Origin of the sequence: Acinetobacter sp. YH01006, from assembly GCF_013420445.1 — a bacterium.
GTDB classification, from domain to species: domain Bacteria; phylum Pseudomonadota; class Gammaproteobacteria; order Pseudomonadales; family Moraxellaceae; genus Acinetobacter; species Acinetobacter pseudolwoffii.
The window spans coordinates 16,072-35,739 of record NZ_VOYB01000011.1 but is presented as its reverse complement, the minus strand read 5'-3'; the positions used below and the strand labels follow the sequence as shown (position 1 = coordinate 35,739).

The 19,668-nt window shown below is 42.2% G+C and carries 24 protein-coding genes and 1 pseudogene; 17 read left to right on the top strand and 8 right to left on the bottom strand.

The features are described from left to right. Positions 1–84: 84 nt before the first annotated feature. The 11 genes from FTT73_RS10575 to FTT73_RS10525 all read left to right on the top strand — a co-directional run bounded on the left by FTT73_RS10575 (position 85) and on the right by FTT73_RS10525 (position 6,393). Positions 85–750 carry a S24 family peptidase gene (locus FTT73_RS10575; RefSeq protein ID WP_180191387.1) on the top strand — a complete coding sequence of 222 codons (666 nt, stop codon included), beginning with the start codon at positions 85–87 and terminating at the stop codon, positions 748–750. Positions 751–964: 214 nt separating this feature from the next. Continuing rightward, positions 965–1,399 (top strand): hypothetical protein, encoded by a 435-nt coding sequence (locus tag FTT73_RS10570; protein WP_180191386.1) that lies wholly within the window; start codon positions 965–967, stop codon positions 1,397–1,399. Next, complete coding sequence (locus FTT73_RS10565) at positions 1,396–1,932, top strand: hypothetical protein (RefSeq protein ID WP_180191385.1); 537 nt, start codon at positions 1,396–1,398, stop codon at positions 1,930–1,932. The genes FTT73_RS10570 and FTT73_RS10565 overlap by 4 nt, the downstream gene beginning before the upstream one ends. 1 nt (position 1,933) lies before the next feature. Beyond that, on the top strand, positions 1,934–3,055 hold the full coding sequence (locus FTT73_RS10560; RefSeq protein ID WP_074382938.1) for an ATP-binding protein: 1,122 nt from the start codon (positions 1,934–1,936) through the stop codon (positions 3,053–3,055). After that, on the top strand, positions 3,052–4,176 hold the full coding sequence (locus FTT73_RS10555; protein ID WP_180191384.1) for a hypothetical protein: 1,125 nt from the start codon (positions 3,052–3,054) through the stop codon (positions 4,174–4,176). The genes FTT73_RS10560 and FTT73_RS10555 overlap by 4 nt, the downstream gene beginning before the upstream one ends. A gap of 130 nt (positions 4,177–4,306) precedes the next feature. Further along, positions 4,307–4,549, top strand: coding sequence for a hypothetical protein (locus tag FTT73_RS10550; RefSeq protein ID WP_180075172.1), 243 nt, complete (start codon positions 4,307–4,309; stop codon positions 4,547–4,549). After that, entirely contained in the window at positions 4,549–4,935 is a 387-nt protein-coding gene (locus FTT73_RS10545) for a hypothetical protein (RefSeq protein ID WP_180191383.1), read from the top strand. The genes FTT73_RS10550 and FTT73_RS10545 overlap by 1 nt, the downstream gene beginning before the upstream one ends. After that, on the top strand, positions 4,935–5,255 hold the full coding sequence (locus tag FTT73_RS16375) for a hypothetical protein (protein WP_257232875.1): 321 nt from the start codon (positions 4,935–4,937) through the stop codon (positions 5,253–5,255). The genes FTT73_RS10545 and FTT73_RS16375 overlap by 1 nt, the downstream gene beginning before the upstream one ends. Further along, positions 5,248–5,754 carry a hypothetical protein gene (locus FTT73_RS10535; RefSeq protein WP_180096496.1) on the top strand — a complete coding sequence of 169 codons (507 nt, stop codon included), beginning with the start codon at positions 5,248–5,250 and terminating at the stop codon, positions 5,752–5,754. Before FTT73_RS16375 ends, FTT73_RS10535 begins: the two co-directional genes overlap by 8 nt. Beyond that, the gene (locus FTT73_RS10530) at positions 5,747–6,109 is read left to right on the top strand and encodes a hypothetical protein (protein WP_180191382.1); all 363 of its coding nucleotides are present in this window, start codon (positions 5,747–5,749) and stop codon (positions 6,107–6,109) included. The genes FTT73_RS10535 and FTT73_RS10530 overlap by 8 nt, the downstream gene beginning before the upstream one ends. Beyond that, entirely contained in the window at positions 6,109–6,393 is a 285-nt protein-coding gene (locus FTT73_RS10525) for a pyocin activator PrtN family protein (RefSeq protein ID WP_005104467.1), read from the top strand. Before FTT73_RS10530 ends, FTT73_RS10525 begins: the two co-directional genes overlap by 1 nt. A gap of 113 nt (positions 6,394–6,506) precedes the next feature. Here FTT73_RS10525 and FTT73_RS16595 read toward each other — a convergent pair. Further along, positions 6,507–6,572, bottom strand: a pseudogene (locus FTT73_RS16595) (hypothetical protein); the annotation flags it as partial. Positions 6,573–6,652: 80 nt separating this feature from the next. Here FTT73_RS16595 and FTT73_RS10520 point away from each other — a divergent pair. Then, positions 6,653–7,861 carry a DUF1615 family protein gene (locus FTT73_RS10520; protein WP_180077367.1) on the top strand — a complete coding sequence of 403 codons (1,209 nt, stop codon included), beginning with the start codon at positions 6,653–6,655 and terminating at the stop codon, positions 7,859–7,861. After that, complete coding sequence (locus tag FTT73_RS10515) at positions 7,828–8,481, top strand: HAD family hydrolase (protein ID WP_005096629.1); 654 nt, start codon at positions 7,828–7,830, stop codon at positions 8,479–8,481. Before FTT73_RS10520 ends, FTT73_RS10515 begins: the two co-directional genes overlap by 34 nt. Before the next feature lie 193 nt (positions 8,482–8,674). Here FTT73_RS10515 and FTT73_RS10510 read toward each other — a convergent pair whose 3' ends face one another. Then, the gene (locus tag FTT73_RS10510; protein WP_005096627.1) at positions 8,675–9,769 is read right to left on the bottom strand and encodes an acyl-CoA desaturase; all 1,095 of its coding nucleotides are present in this window, start codon (positions 9,767–9,769) and stop codon (positions 8,675–8,677) included. 14 nt (positions 9,770–9,783) lie between these two features. After that, positions 9,784–10,848: a flavin reductase family protein gene (locus FTT73_RS10505; protein WP_218944606.1), complete on the bottom strand. Its 1,065-nt coding sequence runs from the start codon at positions 10,846–10,848 to the stop codon at positions 9,784–9,786. 153 nt (positions 10,849–11,001) lie between these two features. Between FTT73_RS10505 and fabR the strand changes: the two genes are divergently transcribed. Then, positions 11,002–11,682 (top strand): HTH-type transcriptional repressor FabR, encoded by a 681-nt coding sequence (gene fabR / locus FTT73_RS10500; RefSeq protein WP_005096625.1) that lies wholly within the window; start codon positions 11,002–11,004, stop codon positions 11,680–11,682. A 366-nt stretch (positions 11,683–12,048) separates the two neighbouring features. Here fabR and FTT73_RS10495 read toward each other — a convergent pair whose 3' ends face one another. The 5 genes from FTT73_RS10495 to FTT73_RS10475 form a co-directional block, all read right to left on the bottom strand. After that, positions 12,049–12,849, bottom strand: a complete 801-nt coding sequence (locus FTT73_RS10495; RefSeq protein ID WP_180077365.1) for an alpha/beta fold hydrolase — start codon at positions 12,847–12,849, stop codon at positions 12,049–12,051. A 139-nt stretch (positions 12,850–12,988) separates the two neighbouring features. Next, positions 12,989–13,255 carry a PAAR domain-containing protein gene (locus FTT73_RS10490; protein ID WP_005096621.1) on the bottom strand — a complete coding sequence of 89 codons (267 nt, stop codon included), beginning with the start codon at positions 13,253–13,255 and terminating at the stop codon, positions 12,989–12,991. Between the two features lie 146 nt (positions 13,256–13,401). Continuing rightward, positions 13,402–16,239 (bottom strand): RNA polymerase-associated protein RapA, encoded by a 2,838-nt coding sequence (gene rapA, locus FTT73_RS10485; protein ID WP_100328729.1) that lies wholly within the window; start codon positions 16,237–16,239, stop codon positions 13,402–13,404. A gap of 143 nt (positions 16,240–16,382) precedes the next feature. After that, positions 16,383–17,027 carry an RluA family pseudouridine synthase gene (locus FTT73_RS10480; RefSeq protein ID WP_180077359.1) on the bottom strand — a complete coding sequence of 215 codons (645 nt, stop codon included), beginning with the start codon at positions 17,025–17,027 and terminating at the stop codon, positions 16,383–16,385. Between the two features lie 132 nt (positions 17,028–17,159). Continuing rightward, positions 17,160–17,867: a phosphopantetheine-binding protein gene (locus FTT73_RS10475; protein WP_180077357.1), complete on the bottom strand. Its 708-nt coding sequence runs from the start codon at positions 17,865–17,867 to the stop codon at positions 17,160–17,162. Positions 17,868–18,115: 248 nt separating this feature from the next. Here FTT73_RS10475 and FTT73_RS10470 point away from each other — a divergent pair, with 248 nt between their 5' ends. From FTT73_RS10470 to FTT73_RS10460, 3 genes are read left to right on the top strand one after another with little or no spacing between them, the layout of a single operon-like run. Beyond that, positions 18,116–18,718 (top strand): PAAR domain-containing protein, encoded by a 603-nt coding sequence (locus FTT73_RS10470; protein WP_159138062.1) that lies wholly within the window; start codon positions 18,116–18,118, stop codon positions 18,716–18,718. 2 nt (positions 18,719–18,720) lie between these two features. Continuing rightward, positions 18,721–19,263, top strand: a complete 543-nt coding sequence (locus tag FTT73_RS10465) for a type VI secretion system amidase effector protein Tae4 (protein ID WP_005171502.1) — start codon at positions 18,721–18,723, stop codon at positions 19,261–19,263. After that, positions 19,263–19,637 (top strand): hypothetical protein, encoded by a 375-nt coding sequence (locus FTT73_RS10460; RefSeq protein WP_005171505.1) that lies wholly within the window; start codon positions 19,263–19,265, stop codon positions 19,635–19,637. Before FTT73_RS10465 ends, FTT73_RS10460 begins: the two co-directional genes overlap by 1 nt. Positions 19,638–19,668: the final 31 nt, after the last annotated feature.

The following is a 19,668-nucleotide window of genomic DNA, read 5'->3' as shown; positions in this document are numbered from 1 at the left end:
TAATCTATTAAACAATAAAGTTTAAGACTCTGTCAAACAAAATGTTTAATATTCCAAACATCACTAAACAGGGATTTTCACCACATGGCTGAGACCGTAGCGGATCGCATTAGTAAGCGAATGAAAGAGCTGAAAATTAAGCAGGTCGATCTGATTAATAAAAAGGTTGCAAGCAAAGGAACTATTTCCTTATGGCTTTCTGGTAGCTCTATTCCAAGTGGTGAGCGATTGGTTAAATTGTCTAATGAGTTGCAAGTAGATGCTGCTTGGATTCTTACAGGGCAAGGTGGGATGAGTGATCGGCTTGATAACAGTGTTGACTTAAATCCAATTGCTACAGTAATTTACGCTCCTGTATTATCGTGGGTACAGGCGGGGGATTTTACTGACATGGAGTCAATAAGTAATTTAGCGGAGTGTGAAAAGCTGCCACTAGTGCCAGGTGCAGGCAAAAGAAGTTTCTATCTTGAGGTGAAAGGCCTGAGCAATGCACCTTATTTTGAGGAAGGTGAGAAAATCTGCATTGATCCTGACTACCATTTAGAGGATATTCAGACTGGTGAAATGATTGTGGTGAAGTGCAATGACACTGCAACCTTTAAGGCTTTGATTTCAGAGTCTAATGGTTATTATTTAAAACCTCTTAACCCGAATTGGTCTGAGCAGGTTATTCCGCTTAATGAAGATTGCGTGCTGGTTGGAAAGTATGTCGGCTCATTTAAGCCAGCCAAGAAGTTTAATTTATTCTAATTAAAGATAATTCACAGCCCGCTTCGGCGGGTTTTTTATTGCCTAAAATTCAGGTATTCAAACTCACAATAAAAATAATGTTTAATTGTTTAAACTTTTCTATTGACACAAAAGTTTAATTGTTTAAACTAAATCTCACAAACAAAGAAAAGCCCCAGCGTTGCACTAACAACCTGGAGCGTGACCCACACCCTAAACTGTGAGTGAAATTATTATGAACACAAAACTAACCCCACACAATAGCTTCAAGGTAACTCTGTTTACTGCTGCTTTAACAGTAAGCGCTTTAGCAGTCGCTTTTCATACGGATTTAAATGTTGGACAACCTGCTCCAGCGCAAAACATGCAGTCTGAATACGGCATTGTTTCACTAAAAATGCATGACCAAAGTCGTGGTGAAGCAATCTTGAATCTTGATGGCTTTCGTTTGGAAATCACTTCGTTTGAAGTTGCAGCACATCCAGACGACTACGGTGTGCCAGGTTCCGAGTTCACCAATGTAGAAGTAATAGAACTTGGTGAAATCAAGGTATTCGATGCTAATGGCAATCCATATAACGACTTCACTGATCATCAAGATCACCGCGAAATCAATTCAATGATCGCCGGCTACATCATGAAGCATCGTTTGGTGGAGGTGCAGTCATGATCTTAAATTCTGCTGATCAAATCTTTGAAGCACTCCTGAATGGCCAATCGGTCTACTGGTGTGAATGTGGCTCTGATGACTGGTCTCCTTTAAATGATCGAACTCAAATTAATTTTGTGGACCTTTATACCGGCTTCCTGCAATTCAAAGCAGATGAACTACCTGTCATTCCAATGCCGGTAGAATTTGGCTCAACTCATCGTTATTTCTCTGAATACATCAAGACCTTTGAAGGACTTGAAATCTATCGAGTGGGTAAAACCCGGGCGAGCTATTTTGCCCTACGTGTCAAAAGCTCTGGAACCATTGCTGACTATTTCTGCAATACGCAGATCTATTCCATTCAGCCTAATGGCTCATTGAAGAAGATGGATAAATCTCTTACTCCGCAATGGGTTCTGGATGGATTAGAAAATGCGCGTGTTGCTATGCGTAAGAACAAGCGTCATCAAGCTTTAGAAAGTACGGGCTTCTTTGCATCTGAAGACTATAAAAACTTTAAACGTAATAACCGTTCTGCAGGAGTACGTTGAGATGGCGATTAATATTATTCCGGCGAATCAAGCGCTGCTAGTTCAGGCAATTATTGTTTATCTGTATGCAGATCCAGGCTTGGGTAAAACATCTATCGGCTTTACTGGTGATAAGGCTATTTCATTCGACTTTGACAAAGGTTCTCACCGTACTGGTGAATTGCGTCGCGGTGCTGTAGTTCAGGCTCACCAGTGGTCTGATGTTGCAAACCTAACAATGGCCGATCTCGAACCATATAACACCATTGTGATCGATACCGTTGGTGCAATGCTTGAAAGCATCAAAACACATTTAATGCTGAATGCGACCAATAAACAAAAAGATGGATCGTTAAAGCTTAAAGCCCAAGGCTTGGCCAACAACATCTTTAAGCAATACGTGAACACTCTGATCGCTTCAGGGAAGGATGTGGTGTTTATTGCCCATGCCTCTGAAGATCAAAGCGGTGACCAGGTAATTTATCGCCCTGATCTGGGTGGTAAAAACCGTAATGAGCTATATCGCATTGCTGACATCATGGGCTATTTGACCACAGTCACTACTGGTGAAGGTAAGAATGCCCGGGTAATTAGCTTTAAGCCTTGCCCTACCCATCACGCTAAAAATGCAGGTGGTTTAGGTGGTGAGACTGGCGAAGTATGGGTGCCGGATCTAAAGACCAATCCTACGTTTCTGGCAGACCTTATCAAACAGGCGAAGGACCATATTAATACCCTGACACCAGATCAATTGGCCGCAATCAAGGCTCAAGAAGATCTAGAAAACTGGGTACAAAGCTGTGGTGAGGCCCAGTATGCGAGTGATCTAAATCAGCTCACTCAGTCTCTTGAAGACACTCATCTGTATTACAAGAATATGCGTGCTGAATTAGTCCGTCGTGCCCTAGAAATGAAGTGCACGTTCGATAAGCAACGTAATGCCTGGGTAGATCCACCAGAGTTCAATGGTATTTCTGATGAGCAGCTTGCAGATCTACAGGGCTTTATCGATACCTGTGGCCTTGATGCAAAAACAGTGTGTGAACACTTAGGGCTTGATGCTCTCAACCAGATAGAAGCTTCCAAATTTGAAGCCGTAAAAAATGAAATAGAACGAGTAGCTAAGGGAGCAATGACAGCATGAAAATTTTAAATAGCAAAGAAGCTTTTGAGGCAATGATGGCTGGCCGAAATATCATGTGCCGCGCTGCTGGTGAGTTAATGGATTTTGATGACCTGTCTCAGTTCCCTGCCACGATTTTCGCTATGTCAGGCTATGAGTTCTGCATCAAGGTTGAAACCATGGAGCTGGCTGGTATTACGTTTACCAAGCCTTTAACTCTTGATGATGTCGTGGAAGATCAGGAAATCTTTATTATTCATCCTGACCATATCTCACAGATTAAATACAGCAAACAGTGCATGGAGTATTTCAAAGCTGTCGACAATGGTTTTGCTCAGGCGGATAAAGAAAATGCCGAATTACAATTGGTTGCAATGGGTGAACTATTTGGTCGAATGATTGTCTATCCTCCAACTATAGACAATACAGGCAAACCCAAAAAGAGACGCTCAACCAAAGCTAAGAATGAGACTGAACAGGCTGGTATACCAGCTGGCCCAGGTGATGCTGTACCAGATATTGAAAAACAGCCTGAGCCAGAGCTGATTCAGCCTATTGAAGCCATAGAGCAAGAAGCCACTATTAATACTGAAACTCCAGTTATAGAAATTGAAGCGGATTCAGTTGAAACCGACCGGGTAAAGCTTGTTGAAAAGTTCACTGCACAAATTGATCAGTTTACTAAGGAGGATGACGTTCTTTCATTCCGTCACGTATTTCTGGCCAATGGACACTTAGATCAAAAAGATCAACAGCACTTGTGCAAGCTTACGGAAGATAAATTGCTTGAGCTGGATCCAGAGCAATACACGCCGAAGGTTGAACCTGAACCAATCGCAGATGAAGTCATTGAAGTCGTGCAACCTAGTTTGATTGATCAAATTGAAAACACTGCACGCAAACAAGCAGCAGTGGAAAGTGCTGAGCATGGTAGTGCCTCTATCGATCTGTTCTACAAAAAGAAGAAGCAGGTTTTGATCAATCGAATCTATGACATGGATTCAGTTGAAACTTTAGAACGACTGGCACCAGCAATACCTGCAGCTAAATTACTTCCAGCTGATCATCAGGAACTACTTAGCCTGTATGCACAGCGCAAAGATGCCTTGATTCAAGCTGCTGAAACTGGGGAGGCTTCATGAGTTGCTCCTACTCTTCAATGACCCGCGTACTGCTCGTGCAGTACAAAGGTCGGGTTAGAACTTACCGCAACATCAACCTATTCGGTATTGATGATTGCCTTAGAAATTTTGCGAACACTTGGGGATACAGATGATCTTCAGAATTAAAAAGAAACATGAAGTCGGTTTCAAGCTTTGGTTAGAAAAATTGGGCTATACCAAAAATGAGCTTACAGATGGTAGTTCTACATTTTCAGGCAAAGGCACACGCAAGACGTTGAGTTATGTGCTTTTAAAGAAAGATTTAACAGGTAATGCAGCATGCCAGGTGCTATTTCATGAATATGAAGAGCATCTGGATAACCCTGATTATTTAGATGTGAAGGTGGCGTGATGGAAAAGAATAAATTGTGGTGCGTAGGAATCTGCCCTGAAGATGATAGTCCGCATGAGCAGTCACCTGCCGTATCAAAAGAAATTGCTGAACGTGCTTTGGCTCGTTACAGAGCAATGACTAAGGCTGAAGGCAATCAGTTCATGATCGAATCATTTTATGAATACTTTCAGGTTCAAGAGTGGGAAGGCACAGCTGAAGAACACCAGGAACAAATGTTTTATACAGAAGACTGGTTTAAAGAGCCGATGTACCAGTGCTTTGACCTGCCAACAGCATGCAAAGTTTTTAAATATGGTGAGATTGTTGAATGCTACAAAAAAGGCTCATCACCACTTACTACATCAAATTTTGAAGAAGCCAAGCGCTTCTATGAGGCGGCGTGATGGATATTCAAATTGACTTAAGACGTGGTGATTTTGAAGGGATGCACCCAAAAGCAAAACTGTTTAATTTTGATGCTGAAAAGATGGTTTATTTTGGGGATAACTCAGAAAGCATTAATAGTCAATGGACGACTTGGTGCGCATGTATTGGAATGTTGCACTTGGATGGTAAGGAAGCCCAAGCAGTGCCGGAAGGGTTTGTTTTGGTGTCAAAGGATACGCTGAATAAAGCACTCAATCCCAATGATTATGATGAAGCTGTTTGTTCTGCAAATGAGCTTTTAGCAGTAATCGAAGCACAGGAGCCAGCGAATGACTAAGCAAACTTGTTTTTACAAAATTGAAGATGCTGAAACCTTGGCAAAAATTGATGCCTTCATGGATAAACGCGATGCCTTTTATGAGCAAGTCACAAAGCTCTGTAAGCACTATGGTTTTGAGATGCACCAAACACATGACAGCATTCAAAATGGTCTTCGTTTCTTCAATATGTCAGCAGACCCAAAGGCTGAAATTGATAAAACAAAATGGAAAACATCAAAGCATAAAAGTGGTTATTTAGCTATTTTGCCTCGCGCTACTGCCAAGGAGCACAAGGCTGAATATGATGCCATGAAGCCAAGGTCCATGACCTACGACGAGCTGAATAAGATTATTCTGGCTGAAGAAGTTTTGCCTTGGGGATCTGGTTATGGCTTGTCTTGGAAAAAGGGCGAATATTTTAAGTTCGAAACATCGCTAAAGGTTGCGCCAGTAGCTATTGAGATTCTGGGTAGTGAGTATCGAAAAGCTGATGTGGAGGATGAAGCCAATGACTGAAATTCAATTAACCAAACTTCAATTGGCGAACTATGTTTGTGATGAGCTGCATAAAGAAATGCCATTTGATCTCATTTTTAATCAGGGTGAATTCGTGCCATTTATGGAAATCATTGATGCTTCAAATCTTGATGTTGGATTCCCAGTAAAGAACATCGGCGACAAGATTCATGTCGGCGTAACAAAGGGAAATTCAAACGGTATATATGAGGCATTGAGCAGTTATATAAAGGAGCACGACCATCCAAGTTCTGATATTGATCGGTTTATTGCAAGCGGTGAATTTGATAAGGCTTTTAAAGATGTGTTTGGGTTGCCGGAATCAGTAAAACAAAGTTTGAAGGAGATTTCATAATGGGAGCAGCTATGAAAATTGATGATCCGGTTGATATCAGTTTTATGTTACTCATGAAGTATCGTAAACCTGTAATCAAACTTGAAGAGCTCTTGCCTGATTACTTGCCTCATCTTACAATTGAACAGGCAAATAAGCGCGCAAATAAATGCACTCTTCCATTTCCTGCATTCAAGTCCGATGGACGTAACTCACCTTTTTATGTTCATTTAAGTGATGTGGCTTTCTGGCTCGAATCAATACAAAAAGAGTCTAAGAAAGACTGGGTGGCAATGAACCATTGATTGCTAAATTATTGATTAATTGCCGCATGGTTGCACCCATTTTGCACCTTGCACCATGCGGTTATTTAATAAAATACTGATAAATAATAATTTTTATAATGTATTTATGATTAATCTATCCCACCTGCCATCGGGGCGACAATCAAATTGTTGGACAGTTGATATGGACCAATATACATATAAATTCATCACTTTTTTGATGGGCATAGTATACTGCATCTGCCTTATTCGCTCATCTTTTCAATTAATTTACCACACCATGAATAAAACTTTTGCTGATTGTTTTTCTGTTAAGTCATTGTCTGTACTTGCACTTTCTCTGGGTCTTGCCGGCTGTGGCAATGGCTCATGGTGGTCAAAAGATGATGAACCGACACTTGAAGTTGAACATATTCATAAAGCAATTCCGAGTCGGGTAAATCAGCGTGAGTCCTGGGCACAAGATATTTACGACATCACCGAACAGTTGGGTATTCCTCAAACCAAGGAAAATGTCTGCACGATTGTGGCCGTGGTCGATCAGGAATCCAATTTTGTGGCAGACCCTACAGTACCAGGTCTGGGAGAAAAAGCGGTTAAAGAAGTTCAGGATCGTCTTGAAGAAAAATTCAAAGATAAACTCGGACAAGCAATCGGTGGAACAGTTGCGGGATATTTCCAGGAAGTACTCAAGAACCATCCAAGCCCAGAAGATAACTATTTAAGCCAGATGCGCCGGGTAAAAACCGAACGCGAACTGGATGAGTTATATCGTGAAATATTTGACTATATGTCGAAGCATTACCATGTCAGCGCACTGACCGGTGCTGCAAAACTGGTCGGCCAGAACATTGGCGAGAAAATGAATCCGATTACCACTTTGGGTTCAATGCAAGTGCATATTAGTTATGTCAAGGAATATAAACGTCAAGGTGGCAACATCGCAGCCTTACGCTCCGATGTCTATACGCAATATGGCGGCCTATATTACGGGATTCATCGTCTGATGATGTATCCTGCAGATTATGACAAACCGATCTACCGTTTTGCAGACTATAACTCGGGCATGTATTCCAGCCGAAATGCCGCTTTTCAGAGCATGCTCAATGATTTAACTGAAGCTGAACTCGATCTGGATGGCGATTTATTACTCTATAACAAAGATGGCGCGATCCGTTCGCAGAAGAGTCAATCCGAGCGTGAGCTGATCAGTGTATTTGCGAAAAATAATTTTATTATTACCGAACGTCAAATCCGCGCCGATTTAAAGAAAGAAAAAGAGAAAGATTTTGAAGATACCATGACCTATCGTGGGATCAGCAAGCTCTATCAGGAAAAAACAGGCAAAGATCCGATGTATGCAATCATGCCGGAAGTGGTCATTTCTGGACCAAAACTGAGTCGTGATTACAATACCAACTGGTTTGCCACCCGTGTCGATGGTCGATATCAAACATGCATGCGCAAAATCAAACACCTAAAACTCTAGCCTTATTTGATTTTGATGGCACCCTGTATACAGACGACAGTTTTACCGGGTTCATTTTCTATGCCTTGAAAAAACGGCATATTTTAAGACGCGGCATTCGTCTCCTGCCCTGGATTCAGGCCTATTATCTGAAGCTGTACCCTGCCCATGCGATGCGTCCAAAATTGTATGGCAACATGTTTAAGGACAGCGATGCAGAAGAAATTTTACAACTGGCGCAGGACTATGCCCAGCAGCTGGTCTTTAAGTTTAATCCAAAACTGTTGCAGCAACTTCGGCAACATCAGCAACTGGGTCATGAGATCGCGCTGGTTTCAGCATCACTGGATTTATACTTGAAACCGGTCTGTACCTATTTAAATATCGATTTACTGTGTAGCGAAGTTGAAATCAAAGCTGGAAAAATAACAGGATTTTATCAGACTCCAGATTGTAGTAATGCGCAGAAGAAACTGAGAATTTTAGAAAAATATCGTCTGGAAGATTATGCTGAAATTTATGCCTATGGTAACAGCGAAGAAGATCAGGAAATGCTGAGTTTGGCACATCAACGCTATCTGGAAGGACAAGATCAGCAATTGCCAAAAATTAATCTACCATCCGATTCAATGACATATTAGGGCTTTAAAATTTCCGCTTTATTGATACGCCATAATAATCTTTAACAAGCACTTAAATGACAGATGAGTTGTCGCTCAATGATACTTTTAAGGCAGATCTGATGACTGAATCATCCAGACTTTTTTGTTTAAATATAAGCTTCATCCATAAAAAAACCACCTCAAATAAGGTGGTTTTTAGCTTTAAGAAATATTATTTCTTAAACGGAAATGCATATTTCACAATACGTTTGATTACGCTGCCATACTGTTTTACCAGACTGGCATTGTTGTAGTTCAAACCATATTTTTCACACACCGCCTGAACTTTTGGCGCCATTTGGCGGTAACGACGGGCAGGCACATCAGGATACAGATGATGTTCGATCTGGTGACTTAAATGACCCGTCAAGATATGGAATGCTTCAGAACCGGTCAGGTTAGATGAACCACGAATCTGGCGCATATACCAGTGACCACGGCTCTCATTTTGCAGTACCGATTTCGGGAACACCTCTACATCTTTGGTAAAGTGGCCACAGAAAATAATACTGAACGTCCAGATATTACGCAGACCATTGGCCACCATATTACCCGTCAAAACTGGCAAAGCAGCAGGACCTGCAATCAATGGAAAGAACACATAATCTTTAAACAATTGTTTACCGATTTTGTTCTGCATTGGGCGCCATTCTTCTTTGGTCTGCTCTTTGCTTTTGCGACCTTTGAAATATTTACCCAATTCAAGGTTCTGAATGGCCACGCCCCACTGGAACAGCAAACAGAATGGCACCGCATAAATCGGTTGTAATAAATAACCCGGTTTCCAGCGCTGTTCTGGGAACAGACGCAATAGACCATAACCGATATCATCATCCATACCTTTAATATTGGTATAAGTATGATGTTTAAAGTTATGGGTTTGACGCCAGTTATCCGAAGTACCTACGATATCCCATTCATAGGTCTGACCATTCATTTTAGGATCATTCATCCAGTCATACTGACCATGCATGACATTGTGACCCAGTTCCATGTTTTCCATGATTTTGGCAAAGCCTAATAGACCTGTGCCTAGCAACCATGCTGGTGGGAACCAGCCTGCAAACAATAGCGCACGACCGGCAATTGATGAATAACGGATGGTTGAATAGACACGACGGATATATTTCGCGTCTTTTTCACCTAAATCATCCAGCACTTCTTGCTTGATCGCATCAAGTTCACGTGCAAGTTCATCGAGTTCTACTTGTGATAATTCACGGTTTTTAGGATTTTTAAAATATTGAAATTTTACTGGCATATTCATAGGATAAAACTCGCTTATAGGTCGATGACTAGATCAGTCTGCGCTGAGTTAACACAAATTTTGAGCAGATTACCTGGCTCAGTATTTCGTGCGCCGTTTACCAAATTCTTGGTCGAACCTTCCACTTTATTGCAGGCGCATTTATTACAAATGCCCATACGGCAACCATGTGTCGGTTTGATATTTTGTTGTTCCAGACTCACCAAAATGGACTGGCCTTTTGGAATACTGACAATTTTTTTCGACTGAGTCAGGGTGACATTAATAAAGCCGATATCGGATTGATCCGCCAGACTCATGCTAAAGGCTTCACCCTTAAACTCTTTGGCTGAAGCAAACAGCTGCTCTGCAGTCGATACAAAACCTGACGGGCCGCAGCAATAGACCGTGCTATTTTCCAGATTTTGCAAATCTGTCAGATAAGTTTCATTCAGACGAGCTGCCGCAGCTTGTTCTTGCGTGGCATAAACATGAAATGAGAAATTTGCATGTTTCTGAGTAAGTTCTTCGAAACGTGCTTTAAATGCTGCATCTTGATGTTTTTTAACCCAGTACCACAAGCTCACTGGTGTTGATAATTCACCCTTTTTGCTCAGGCTTTCCAGCATGCTCAGCATTGGGGTAATCCCGCTGCCTGCTGCAAGCAAGATCAGTGGACTCGCCTGCTGAGGCACAGTCATATCGCCATAAGGCTGACCAAATTCGATGACATCACCCACTTGCGCCTGCTCTGCAAACCAGGTGCTGACTTTACCGGCATGGACTTTTTTCACAGTCAATAACACATGCTGGGCATCTACATGGGTCAAACTATAGCTACGTTCATAACGGATGCCCTTCACCACCACATAGACCGGATGGTGTTGCCCCGCTTTACCAAACTTAAATAAACGATTCACTTGAATTTTCAGACTCAGCATATCCTGTGCAGCATTTTCCTTGTGCACAATCTTGCCCAATGGCTGATTCAACGACCATATCGGATTGAGTTTCTGAATCCAGAAATTAATCGCATGCTGATCGACGACACTGTCAGACAGTGCATTCAACGGCATTTTAAGTTTTTGGAGTACATGCATCGTTATCGACATCATCTTGAGGTTTTGAATTATTATACACATGTATATATATTTGTATATACATGTGTATTGTTTCCATTCATTTCACAAGCCTGTCGTGCTCGGTTATAATCAAACGATTCATGCATGAACCTATTGATGAACGAGCCTTCAATGAAAATAAGCAGTGACGCATCTCTACTACAATCGAAAAGCATTGATGAGCCGATTATCGTACGGAGTGTCGGTCGCAAGGCCACCATTACCAAAGAAGAACTGTTTCAGGCAGCATTAAACCTGATTGGTCCACAAAAAAGTATTGCATCGTTGAGCCTGCGCGAAGTCGCACGTGAGGCCGGTATTGCGCCAAACAGTTTCTATCGTCATTTTAAAGATATTGATGAGCTGGCCATTGAGCTGATTGATCGTGCCGGGATTGTATTACGTCAGATTCTGCATGAAGCACGCTTAAAAGCCTCCCGACAAAGCAGTATTATTCGTAGTTCGGTCGAAATTTTTATTGCTCAGCTGGATGCAGATGAAGGCAATTTAAGCCTGTTATTGCGTGAAGGTTATACCGGTTCAAAATCGTATAAACAGGCTGTAGAACGCCAGTTAAATTATTTTCAGCAGGAATTGCAGGATGATTTGATTCGTCTGGAACGCCTGAATAATAGAAAGTTATTACATGCCGATATTGCCGCCAAAGCCATTACTCAACTGGTGTTTAACATGGGGGCCAATGTCATTGACATGCCGGCTGAAGACCGCCAGGAAATTGCCGAACAGACCATGCTCATGATTCGGATGATTCTGGAAGGCGCTCGCCATCTGGAAGATTCGCAGCTGCGTTAATTTTCCGATTTGCGTAAAATGATATAAAAAGAGACGTACTAGACGGATTACTGTCCCAAAGTTAAAGTGATTAGCTTTAAGTTACGCGCGTGTGGCAGGGATGCCACACACTACCTATCACGACAGGACGTCGTGTATGGGTAATAAGAGACTTTTGCCTACTTTGGGGCTTTCCAAAGTAGGGTTGCGCCTGCACAAATCCATTTAAACTTTTAAAGGAAAGATGAGGCTGCGCAATATCCAAGTATAAATATCAGATATTTAAAAACACTATCGAATTGCTTTTATTACTCCATACAATTCAAACTATAGCCTAGTTAAAATTGTGGAACAGTAGTGGTACCAGTCGTCTCTTTTTTATGACGATTACAACAGTATAAGTTGAGCTTTGACCGCCTTTGCAGTCTCTTCCGGATACTCAAGCGGAAACATATGTCCGCCCTCGACCACTGAATAATCGATCCGATAAATCTTGTGCATGCCTTGCGGCAAACCCTGCTGATAAAACTGGCTCTGCTCTGCAGTCATCAGATGAATCGGCACTTCAGGTGGTCGTCTTGGCGTACGCCACCACCATGCCGGTACAGTCCGGAAAATCTCCGCTTCTACCTGTTTTGGAATGCTCAAAGTCACCCCACCGCGTTCAGGTTCTGGCTGAATGCCACTCTCGATATAATCAGCAAAACATTGCTCATCAAAATTACTAAATAAGCGGTTTGATCTGAGTGCATCAACTGCGGCCTGTTTCGATGGCCAGTGATCCTTGCGTTTTAGCGTAATTCCTGCAGGTGTATAGCGATCGATACTTTTCAGATTCAGCTTTTTAACCAGTTCAAACATGGCGCTGTTTTTTCCAATAATAAATGGCGGATCCATAATTAACAGTTTGGAAAACAGTTCCGGACGTCGATACGCTGCCATCAAAGTCACCAGACCACCAAAGGAATGTCCGAGACCCACCACCTGCTGCTGAGGAAATTGCTGCTCGATATCTGCAATGACTTCATCGACCAGATAGTGCCAGTCTGGCGTAATCGGATATTGCGACTTCATGCCAATCAAGGGAATCGCTTTGACCTCATATTCAGGCTGGAAACAGTCCAGAAATTTCTGATAGGTTGCCGCAGGGATGCCATTGGCATGGGTAAAATGTAGGGCTTGTTTCATTATTTTCCAAACGCAGCGCGTATTCCTCCTGAAATCATCGGATGAGCTTACTGATCTGAAAAGTCATGTGATAGTGCCAAAACGCCCAAAGCATAACCTTGAAGTCAGCTCTTCTTATTTTATTAAACGAATTTAAGATTTATTTCTGCGATACCGTCAAATGCTGCATGGGTAGAAAAGTCGCGCCGCAACTGGTCTTATTCCCCGCGATAAGCATTGCTCGTCCTTTGACAGTAACAGATAAATCGCTGGAGATTGCGGTGACCATGGTCTGGCATTTGGGACAATAATGCTTCATGCCATTTAAATGTACGGCGATGCCATTCATAATCAAAGACGGCTCACTTCCCACCACAATACCACCGTGAGTGGTTTTGGCACCGAGACCAATAAAGGCTTTGGACATACTTTTTAGTTCTTGTTATTCAGTAGGCTGATTTTAAACACAAGAAAAATGACAGGCCAGTATTCCCCGACCAAAACAATATAAAAGCCGAATTTCGGCCATAAAAAAAAGCAGCCCGAAAGCTGCATTTTTTAATTGCTTAAAACTTAAGGCTTGACGACTACCATCACCTGGATTGCTTCCGGGGTCACAGATAAACCATCCAGTAGGCTGAGACCTTCTTTCTGCAACTTCTGTAAACGTGAAATTTCATCTTCACGGATACTTGGATTAAACTGTTTCAGATAGGTCAGACGGTCAATTTCATATTGCCATTTATTGCCATACACTTCTTTGGCTTGCTGCTTGAAGTTTGGCAATGCACTGCGTGCCAATTCAAGTGCTTGCTGATAACGTGCCTCAATCACATCACGACGTGCTTTCACTACTTGGCGGCAGCTGTTGCCATCTAAATGATGCAGATACGGTTTTAAAATTTCAGGCGCAATTTTTTGTGAAAGATCCTGACCTTTCTCGCTTAATAACACACGAACCAATTGTTGCGGCAGGCTTGATGGCAAGTTCAATGCTTTCGGTGCAACCACATCGACCTTGAACCAGACTTCCAGCAATACCGAACCTTGTGGCAGTGCCGCAGATTTTAATACCGCAACGTTGGTGCTACCAAAGCCTTGAGTATTGATCATTTCCATCACACTTTCAGTGAATGGATGTTCCAGGGTCAGGTATTGCGCATCTTCGCGGATTTGTGCCTGATCACGATAGAAAGTGGCAGTGATGCCTTCTTCATCCAGCGTCAAACCTTGAACCTGCATTTGATCTGTTGGCTTGATGATCACGGTACCGTTACTTTGCTCGTCAAAGTCAATATTCGTGGACGCCATAAAGCGTTTCATGAAGATCGGCAAAGTAGTATTGTCATCATAGTCTTCAAGTGCGTTGACAATTTCCTGTGCTACCACCGGACGGCAAGAGTTGTACTCTAGCAAACGGTCACGGCCTTCCTGCAATTCAGCTTCCAGCGCTTCACGTTGCACGCTGACTTCTTCCAGCAGGTCTTCAAACGCTTGACCTTTGTCTGCCAATAGACAGTCTTTCAAGCGAACAATAAAGTTTTCTTGCAAGGTTTGTGCAGTTGGGGAAATATTGCCGAAAATATTCAAGGCTTCGTTATACCAGCGGAACATACGTTCTTGCGCAGTTCCCACCAGATAAGGCACATGAATCTGAATCCGGTTTTCCTGACCGATACGATCTAAACGGCCAATACGCTGCTCTAAAACGTCCGGGTTGGCAGGAAGATCGAACAGAATTAAATCAGATGCAAACTGGAAGTTACGCCCTTCTGAACCAATTTCCGAACAAAGTAAAATCTGCGCGCCATACGAATCTTCAGCAAAATAAGCGGCAGCCTGATCACGTTCTAGCAGACTCATGCCTTCATGGAACATCGCGGTACGAATACCGGCATGTAAGCGAAGTACATTTTCCAGCGCTTCAACCACTGGCCCGCTACGCGCAATCAGTAAGACTTTCTTGTGTTTAAGATCGGTACGTAAACGCTCCATCAGCCACATCACGCGTGGATCGGCTTCCATCCATGCACCATCGAGCTGGGCTTCTTCAGGCCACATTTGCTCACGCAACTTACCATCTTTCGACCAGTGTTCCGGTGCTGGTAATGGTGCCGGCTGACAGTCACGACCCGGGAAGCCCTGAATGGCTTCACGCGTATTACGAAACAGGATACGACCGGTACCATGACGGTCTAAAAGTTCGTGAATGGCACGGAAACGCTGCTCAGGATGATCTTCAATTGAATGACCCAACAAGGCCTCAATCGCAGTCAAATGTTCTGCTTCAAGTGGCAGATTTGACATCAACACTTCTGCAATTTTAGCGGTGTGCTGATATTGCGCTTCTTCATCCAGGAAACGATCCAGCGAGTTAAAGCGCTGCGGATCGAGTAAACGCAGGCGTGCAAAGTGACTTTCTACCCCGAGCTGTTCCGGTGTTGCCGTCAATAACAATACGCCCGGCGTATGTTCAGCCAGTTCTTCGACCAGATCATAACGGTCATTACCGCCATCTTCTTCGCTCCACATCAAATGATGTGCTTCATCGACCACCAGCAAGTCGAAACCGGCTTCGAGCGCCTGTTCACGCAGATCTTCATGGTCGACCATCAAATCGACAGAGGCAATAATTTTTTGTTCGGTCAGGAATGGGTTTTGTTCAGGATCATGCTCTTTGATTGATGCAGTACGGGTCAAATCAAATAACGAGAACTCAAGATTGAAACGACGGCGCATCTCAATCATCCACTGATATTGCAGCGAATCTGGTACTAAAATCAGGATGCGTTCAGAACGGCCAGTTTTCAGCTGTTGATGGATAATCAAACCCGCTTCGATAGTTTTACCCAGACCGACTTCATCGGCCAGTAATACACGCGGAGCAAAACGCTGACCGACTTCATGCGCAATATACAACTGGTGTGGAATCAGGCCGACACGTGAACCGACCAGACCACGCAGTGGACTGCTTTGCATATTGGCCTGCATCAGCAGCGCTTCAATACGCAGGTCATACCATTCTTTATAATCGACCTGACTGGCCAATAAACGGTCTAGAGGCTTGGACAACTGGATGGTGGCACCAATGCGGGTTTCATTCAGCGATTTACGTTCTTCAGTCCCATCTTCCAGGGTACGAATGACGTGATAACGCACCACGCCATTGCGGTCTTCCACGGATTCTACAATCCATTTGGTCCCTTCCTGATCCTGTAATTCATCTTTCACATTAAATACGATACGAGATAAGGGTGCATTGCTACGTGCATAGACGCGAGTTTCATCGCTTTTCGGGAATAAAATGCTAACCGACCGCTCATCAACATCAATAAGAACGCCTAAACCGAGTTCTGTTTCAGTATCTGATAACCAACGTTGACCAATAGCAAATTGCTGCAATTTTTCCACCTTTATCTTAAGTACAAGATTATGAATATTAGGCTCAATCACGAAACGTCATTGGAGCAAAATTTCACACCTTCAAGCAATGTATTTTGACATAAAGCCCACTAAAAAGTGAGCATAATTCACGCCGATTCAAGAAGTATTTCCTAGAACGGCGCCGGACAATAAAATTCGACCAGCTGATCTGTTTGAGGATGATAAAAACTCAAACGTTCAGCATGTAAATGTAGACGCGAGCTGAGCTGTTGCTGTTCGGCTGTGGCATATAAGGTATCGCCGATAATCGGATGCCCCAGATATTGCATATGCACACGCAACTGATGTGAACGGCCGGTAATTGGCGTAAGTTTCATCCGGGTCACGGCTTGTCCCTGAATATTAAAGTGTTCGATCGCCTGCCAATGCGTGATGGCCGGCTTGTTATGTGCGGGATCTGCGATATGTAAGGGCGGACGGCTTGGGTCATATACCACGGGCACCTCAATGCTACCTTCACCTTCGAGTGTACCGGCGACCACGGCCTGATAGGTTTTGTCGGTCTGGCGTTCCTGAAACTGGCGGGAAATGGTTTTTTGTCCCCATTTTGTGAGACCAAACACGAGAATGCCGGAAGTATCGCGATCCAGTCGATGGATCAGTAAGGTTTTTGGTTCTATTTTTAATAATCGGTTAATCAGGCAATCTTGTAAATCTTCTGTTTTACCGGGAACTGTGAGTAAACCTGCAGGTTTGTGGATGACCATAAAATCGTCATCACGATGTATCAGATGTTCGGTTAGAAAATTACTCAAAGTTCAATCCCAGGCTGATCGCGAAAAACAAGGCGGCCATGATAGAAAGCTTCGCCCATAATTACAATGCGCTTTTATGTAAATGCTGATGAAATTTCCGATTTAGGTATAAAAATGCTCAATCGCAGCGTATCAACCTGAGGATTGTAAAATGAAGCCTGCCAATTCATGCAAAGATGCATGCTGTCGTACATCTTCATAACGAATATTGGCACCATGTGCACGCCATACACCGACCAAACTCACCACGGCTACAGAGTCCAATCCATAATTTCTTAAATCGACATAGGGATCAATCTCCAGAGCATCTATGTCTAGCTGTTCTGCCACAGCCAACATAATACCTTTGGTTGATAATACATAGTCTGAGGGCGCACTTAAATCCCACAACCGGGTCAGACTATAAGTATTTAAGTGATGCACACCTTGACTGGAAATATTTTCGACCCACTGAATATGCTGTTCCTGATTGGCCAATAAGATCGCGTCATCGACCACACCAATTTGATCTGTCACACTCATCAAATGCGGTAAGATTTGCTTGAGCATCGGTGTGACCTGCCCTGTAAAAATCAGTTGTGGATGCGTGGAGGCATATTCACCAAGCTGTTGCATACCCTGCATCAGGTCATCACCATATAAATCGACAATGGGAATATCCAGTGCTTTGGCTTTATTGGTCAATTGAATCAAATTCGCCATGAGTCCACTTTCTTGTATGCCCTGTTGCATACGCAAGTTTTGTAATCCAACTAAGACCAAAACCGATTGGTTCGATGCAAGCTGCCATTTGGCTTGAGATGGGGCAAGTTGGATTTTTTTGGGTATTGGGTACAGCATGGGAGACTCTTTGGCTTCAGACAGTCGGCTTTTTCGTAACTGTATATGCTAACTCAGATTGAGGGTTACTCAATACTTTAAAAGTCAACAGGGCTATATTTAAAAAATTAAAAGCAAAAATGCTTGTATCTATATTCAGATACATTCAGTCATTATATACAAACTGATTAAATGAATTTTAAACTAAACCTTTCATTTTATATTGTCATGTTATTATGGTCTTTAATAAAAATAATAACCAAATAATAATGAGAGCATTAATAACAGTCGGCTGTAAAACCGATCATGGGGGAATCATTACTTTTGGCGACCCTTCCTTTCTGGTGGAAGGAAAAGCTGTGCATTTGGATGGAATGGTACATTATTGTCCTAAATGTAATGTCCTAGCGAAAGCTCTTGCTTCTAACCGAGGCTTTATAGTCGTCCTGGGTAGAAGCATTGTTGCGGCAGGAGACACATCAACTTGTGGTTCAAAATTTCTAAAAACTTCTGATTTGGCTGTCATAAGTAATGGTATTATCTCAAGTAAAATTGATCAATTAATATCAGATACAGCTACTAAATACATTGAAGAAAAAGAAGAAAAGATCATTAATAATATTTATTGGAGTTATGGAGATAACCTTATTCTTCTAAAAAGAAAATCTAGATTTTTTGATGACTTGAATTTGCATATAGAAACTTCAGGTTATGCACAAGGAGATACTATTGATATAGAAATAAAACCAGAATCTTCTGAGATAAACTCATTTCATCCATTTACGATTTCACTTGATATTGATGCTGAAGGTAAGGGAGTGCTTAAAAATATTTTTAAAGGAAAAACTATATTAATTGATACGGAATATTAAATATGGTGAGTATAACTGCAAGGGCTGGTGGTCGGTCTTCGACCATACAAGCAAAAAGACCTTTATTTTCCGAATTATGGAAATATTATCCGGTAAAAATGTCAGCAAGTGATGTGTATTCTATGGTGGGAGGTCAAGCTATGGCTTTATATCAAGAAAATCCTACAGGATACGCAAATGCTTGTGCTTTAAGATTAAGTAGATCTTTCAACTACGGCGGAATGCCAATTAAACAGTCAACCAGAGGTTATAAAGTCAGAGGCGCTGATCATAAACCTTATTTACTTAGGGTTCGCGAGATGATCAGCTTTGTTGAACAAAATTTAGGAACTGCAGATCTCTCCTTCAAGCCTCAAAATAACCAGGATTTATCATCACAATTAAAAGGGAAAAAAGGAATTATTATTTTTAAAGTCTCTGGTTGGGGAGATGCTTCTGGACATGTCACTTTATGGAATGGAAATGATTGTGGAGATAGTTGCTACTTTATTCATGATACACCGAGCCTAAGAACCACAGATATTCTGTTTTGGAATTTAAGATAATGAAAATAATTGCTGTACTTTTTAGTTGTCTAGTGATAAGTGCATGTTATGCAAAAGACTTAATTCCATCCATATCAAATGCGGATGAGCTCAATATCAAAAATTTTGGCTTTAGTTATTGTCTGACGAGGGCTCAGGATCAATCCCTCAGTTCTGAGGCTGCTCTAGCGATGGGCGGGTATTTCCAACAGGGTGCATATGAAGAACCCGCGTATAAAAATTTGAAAGAATATATAAACCAATCTATGAAAGCAAAAACTGAGGTATATAAAAATCAAGCAAGGCCAGCCATATTAATGAGCTGTTTAGAGCTGTATAACTCGACAGAATATAATGAAATGGTTAAACAACAGCATCACTATCTTATCCGATAGTTATTTTTAACTTAGACTTGAGAAGATAAGT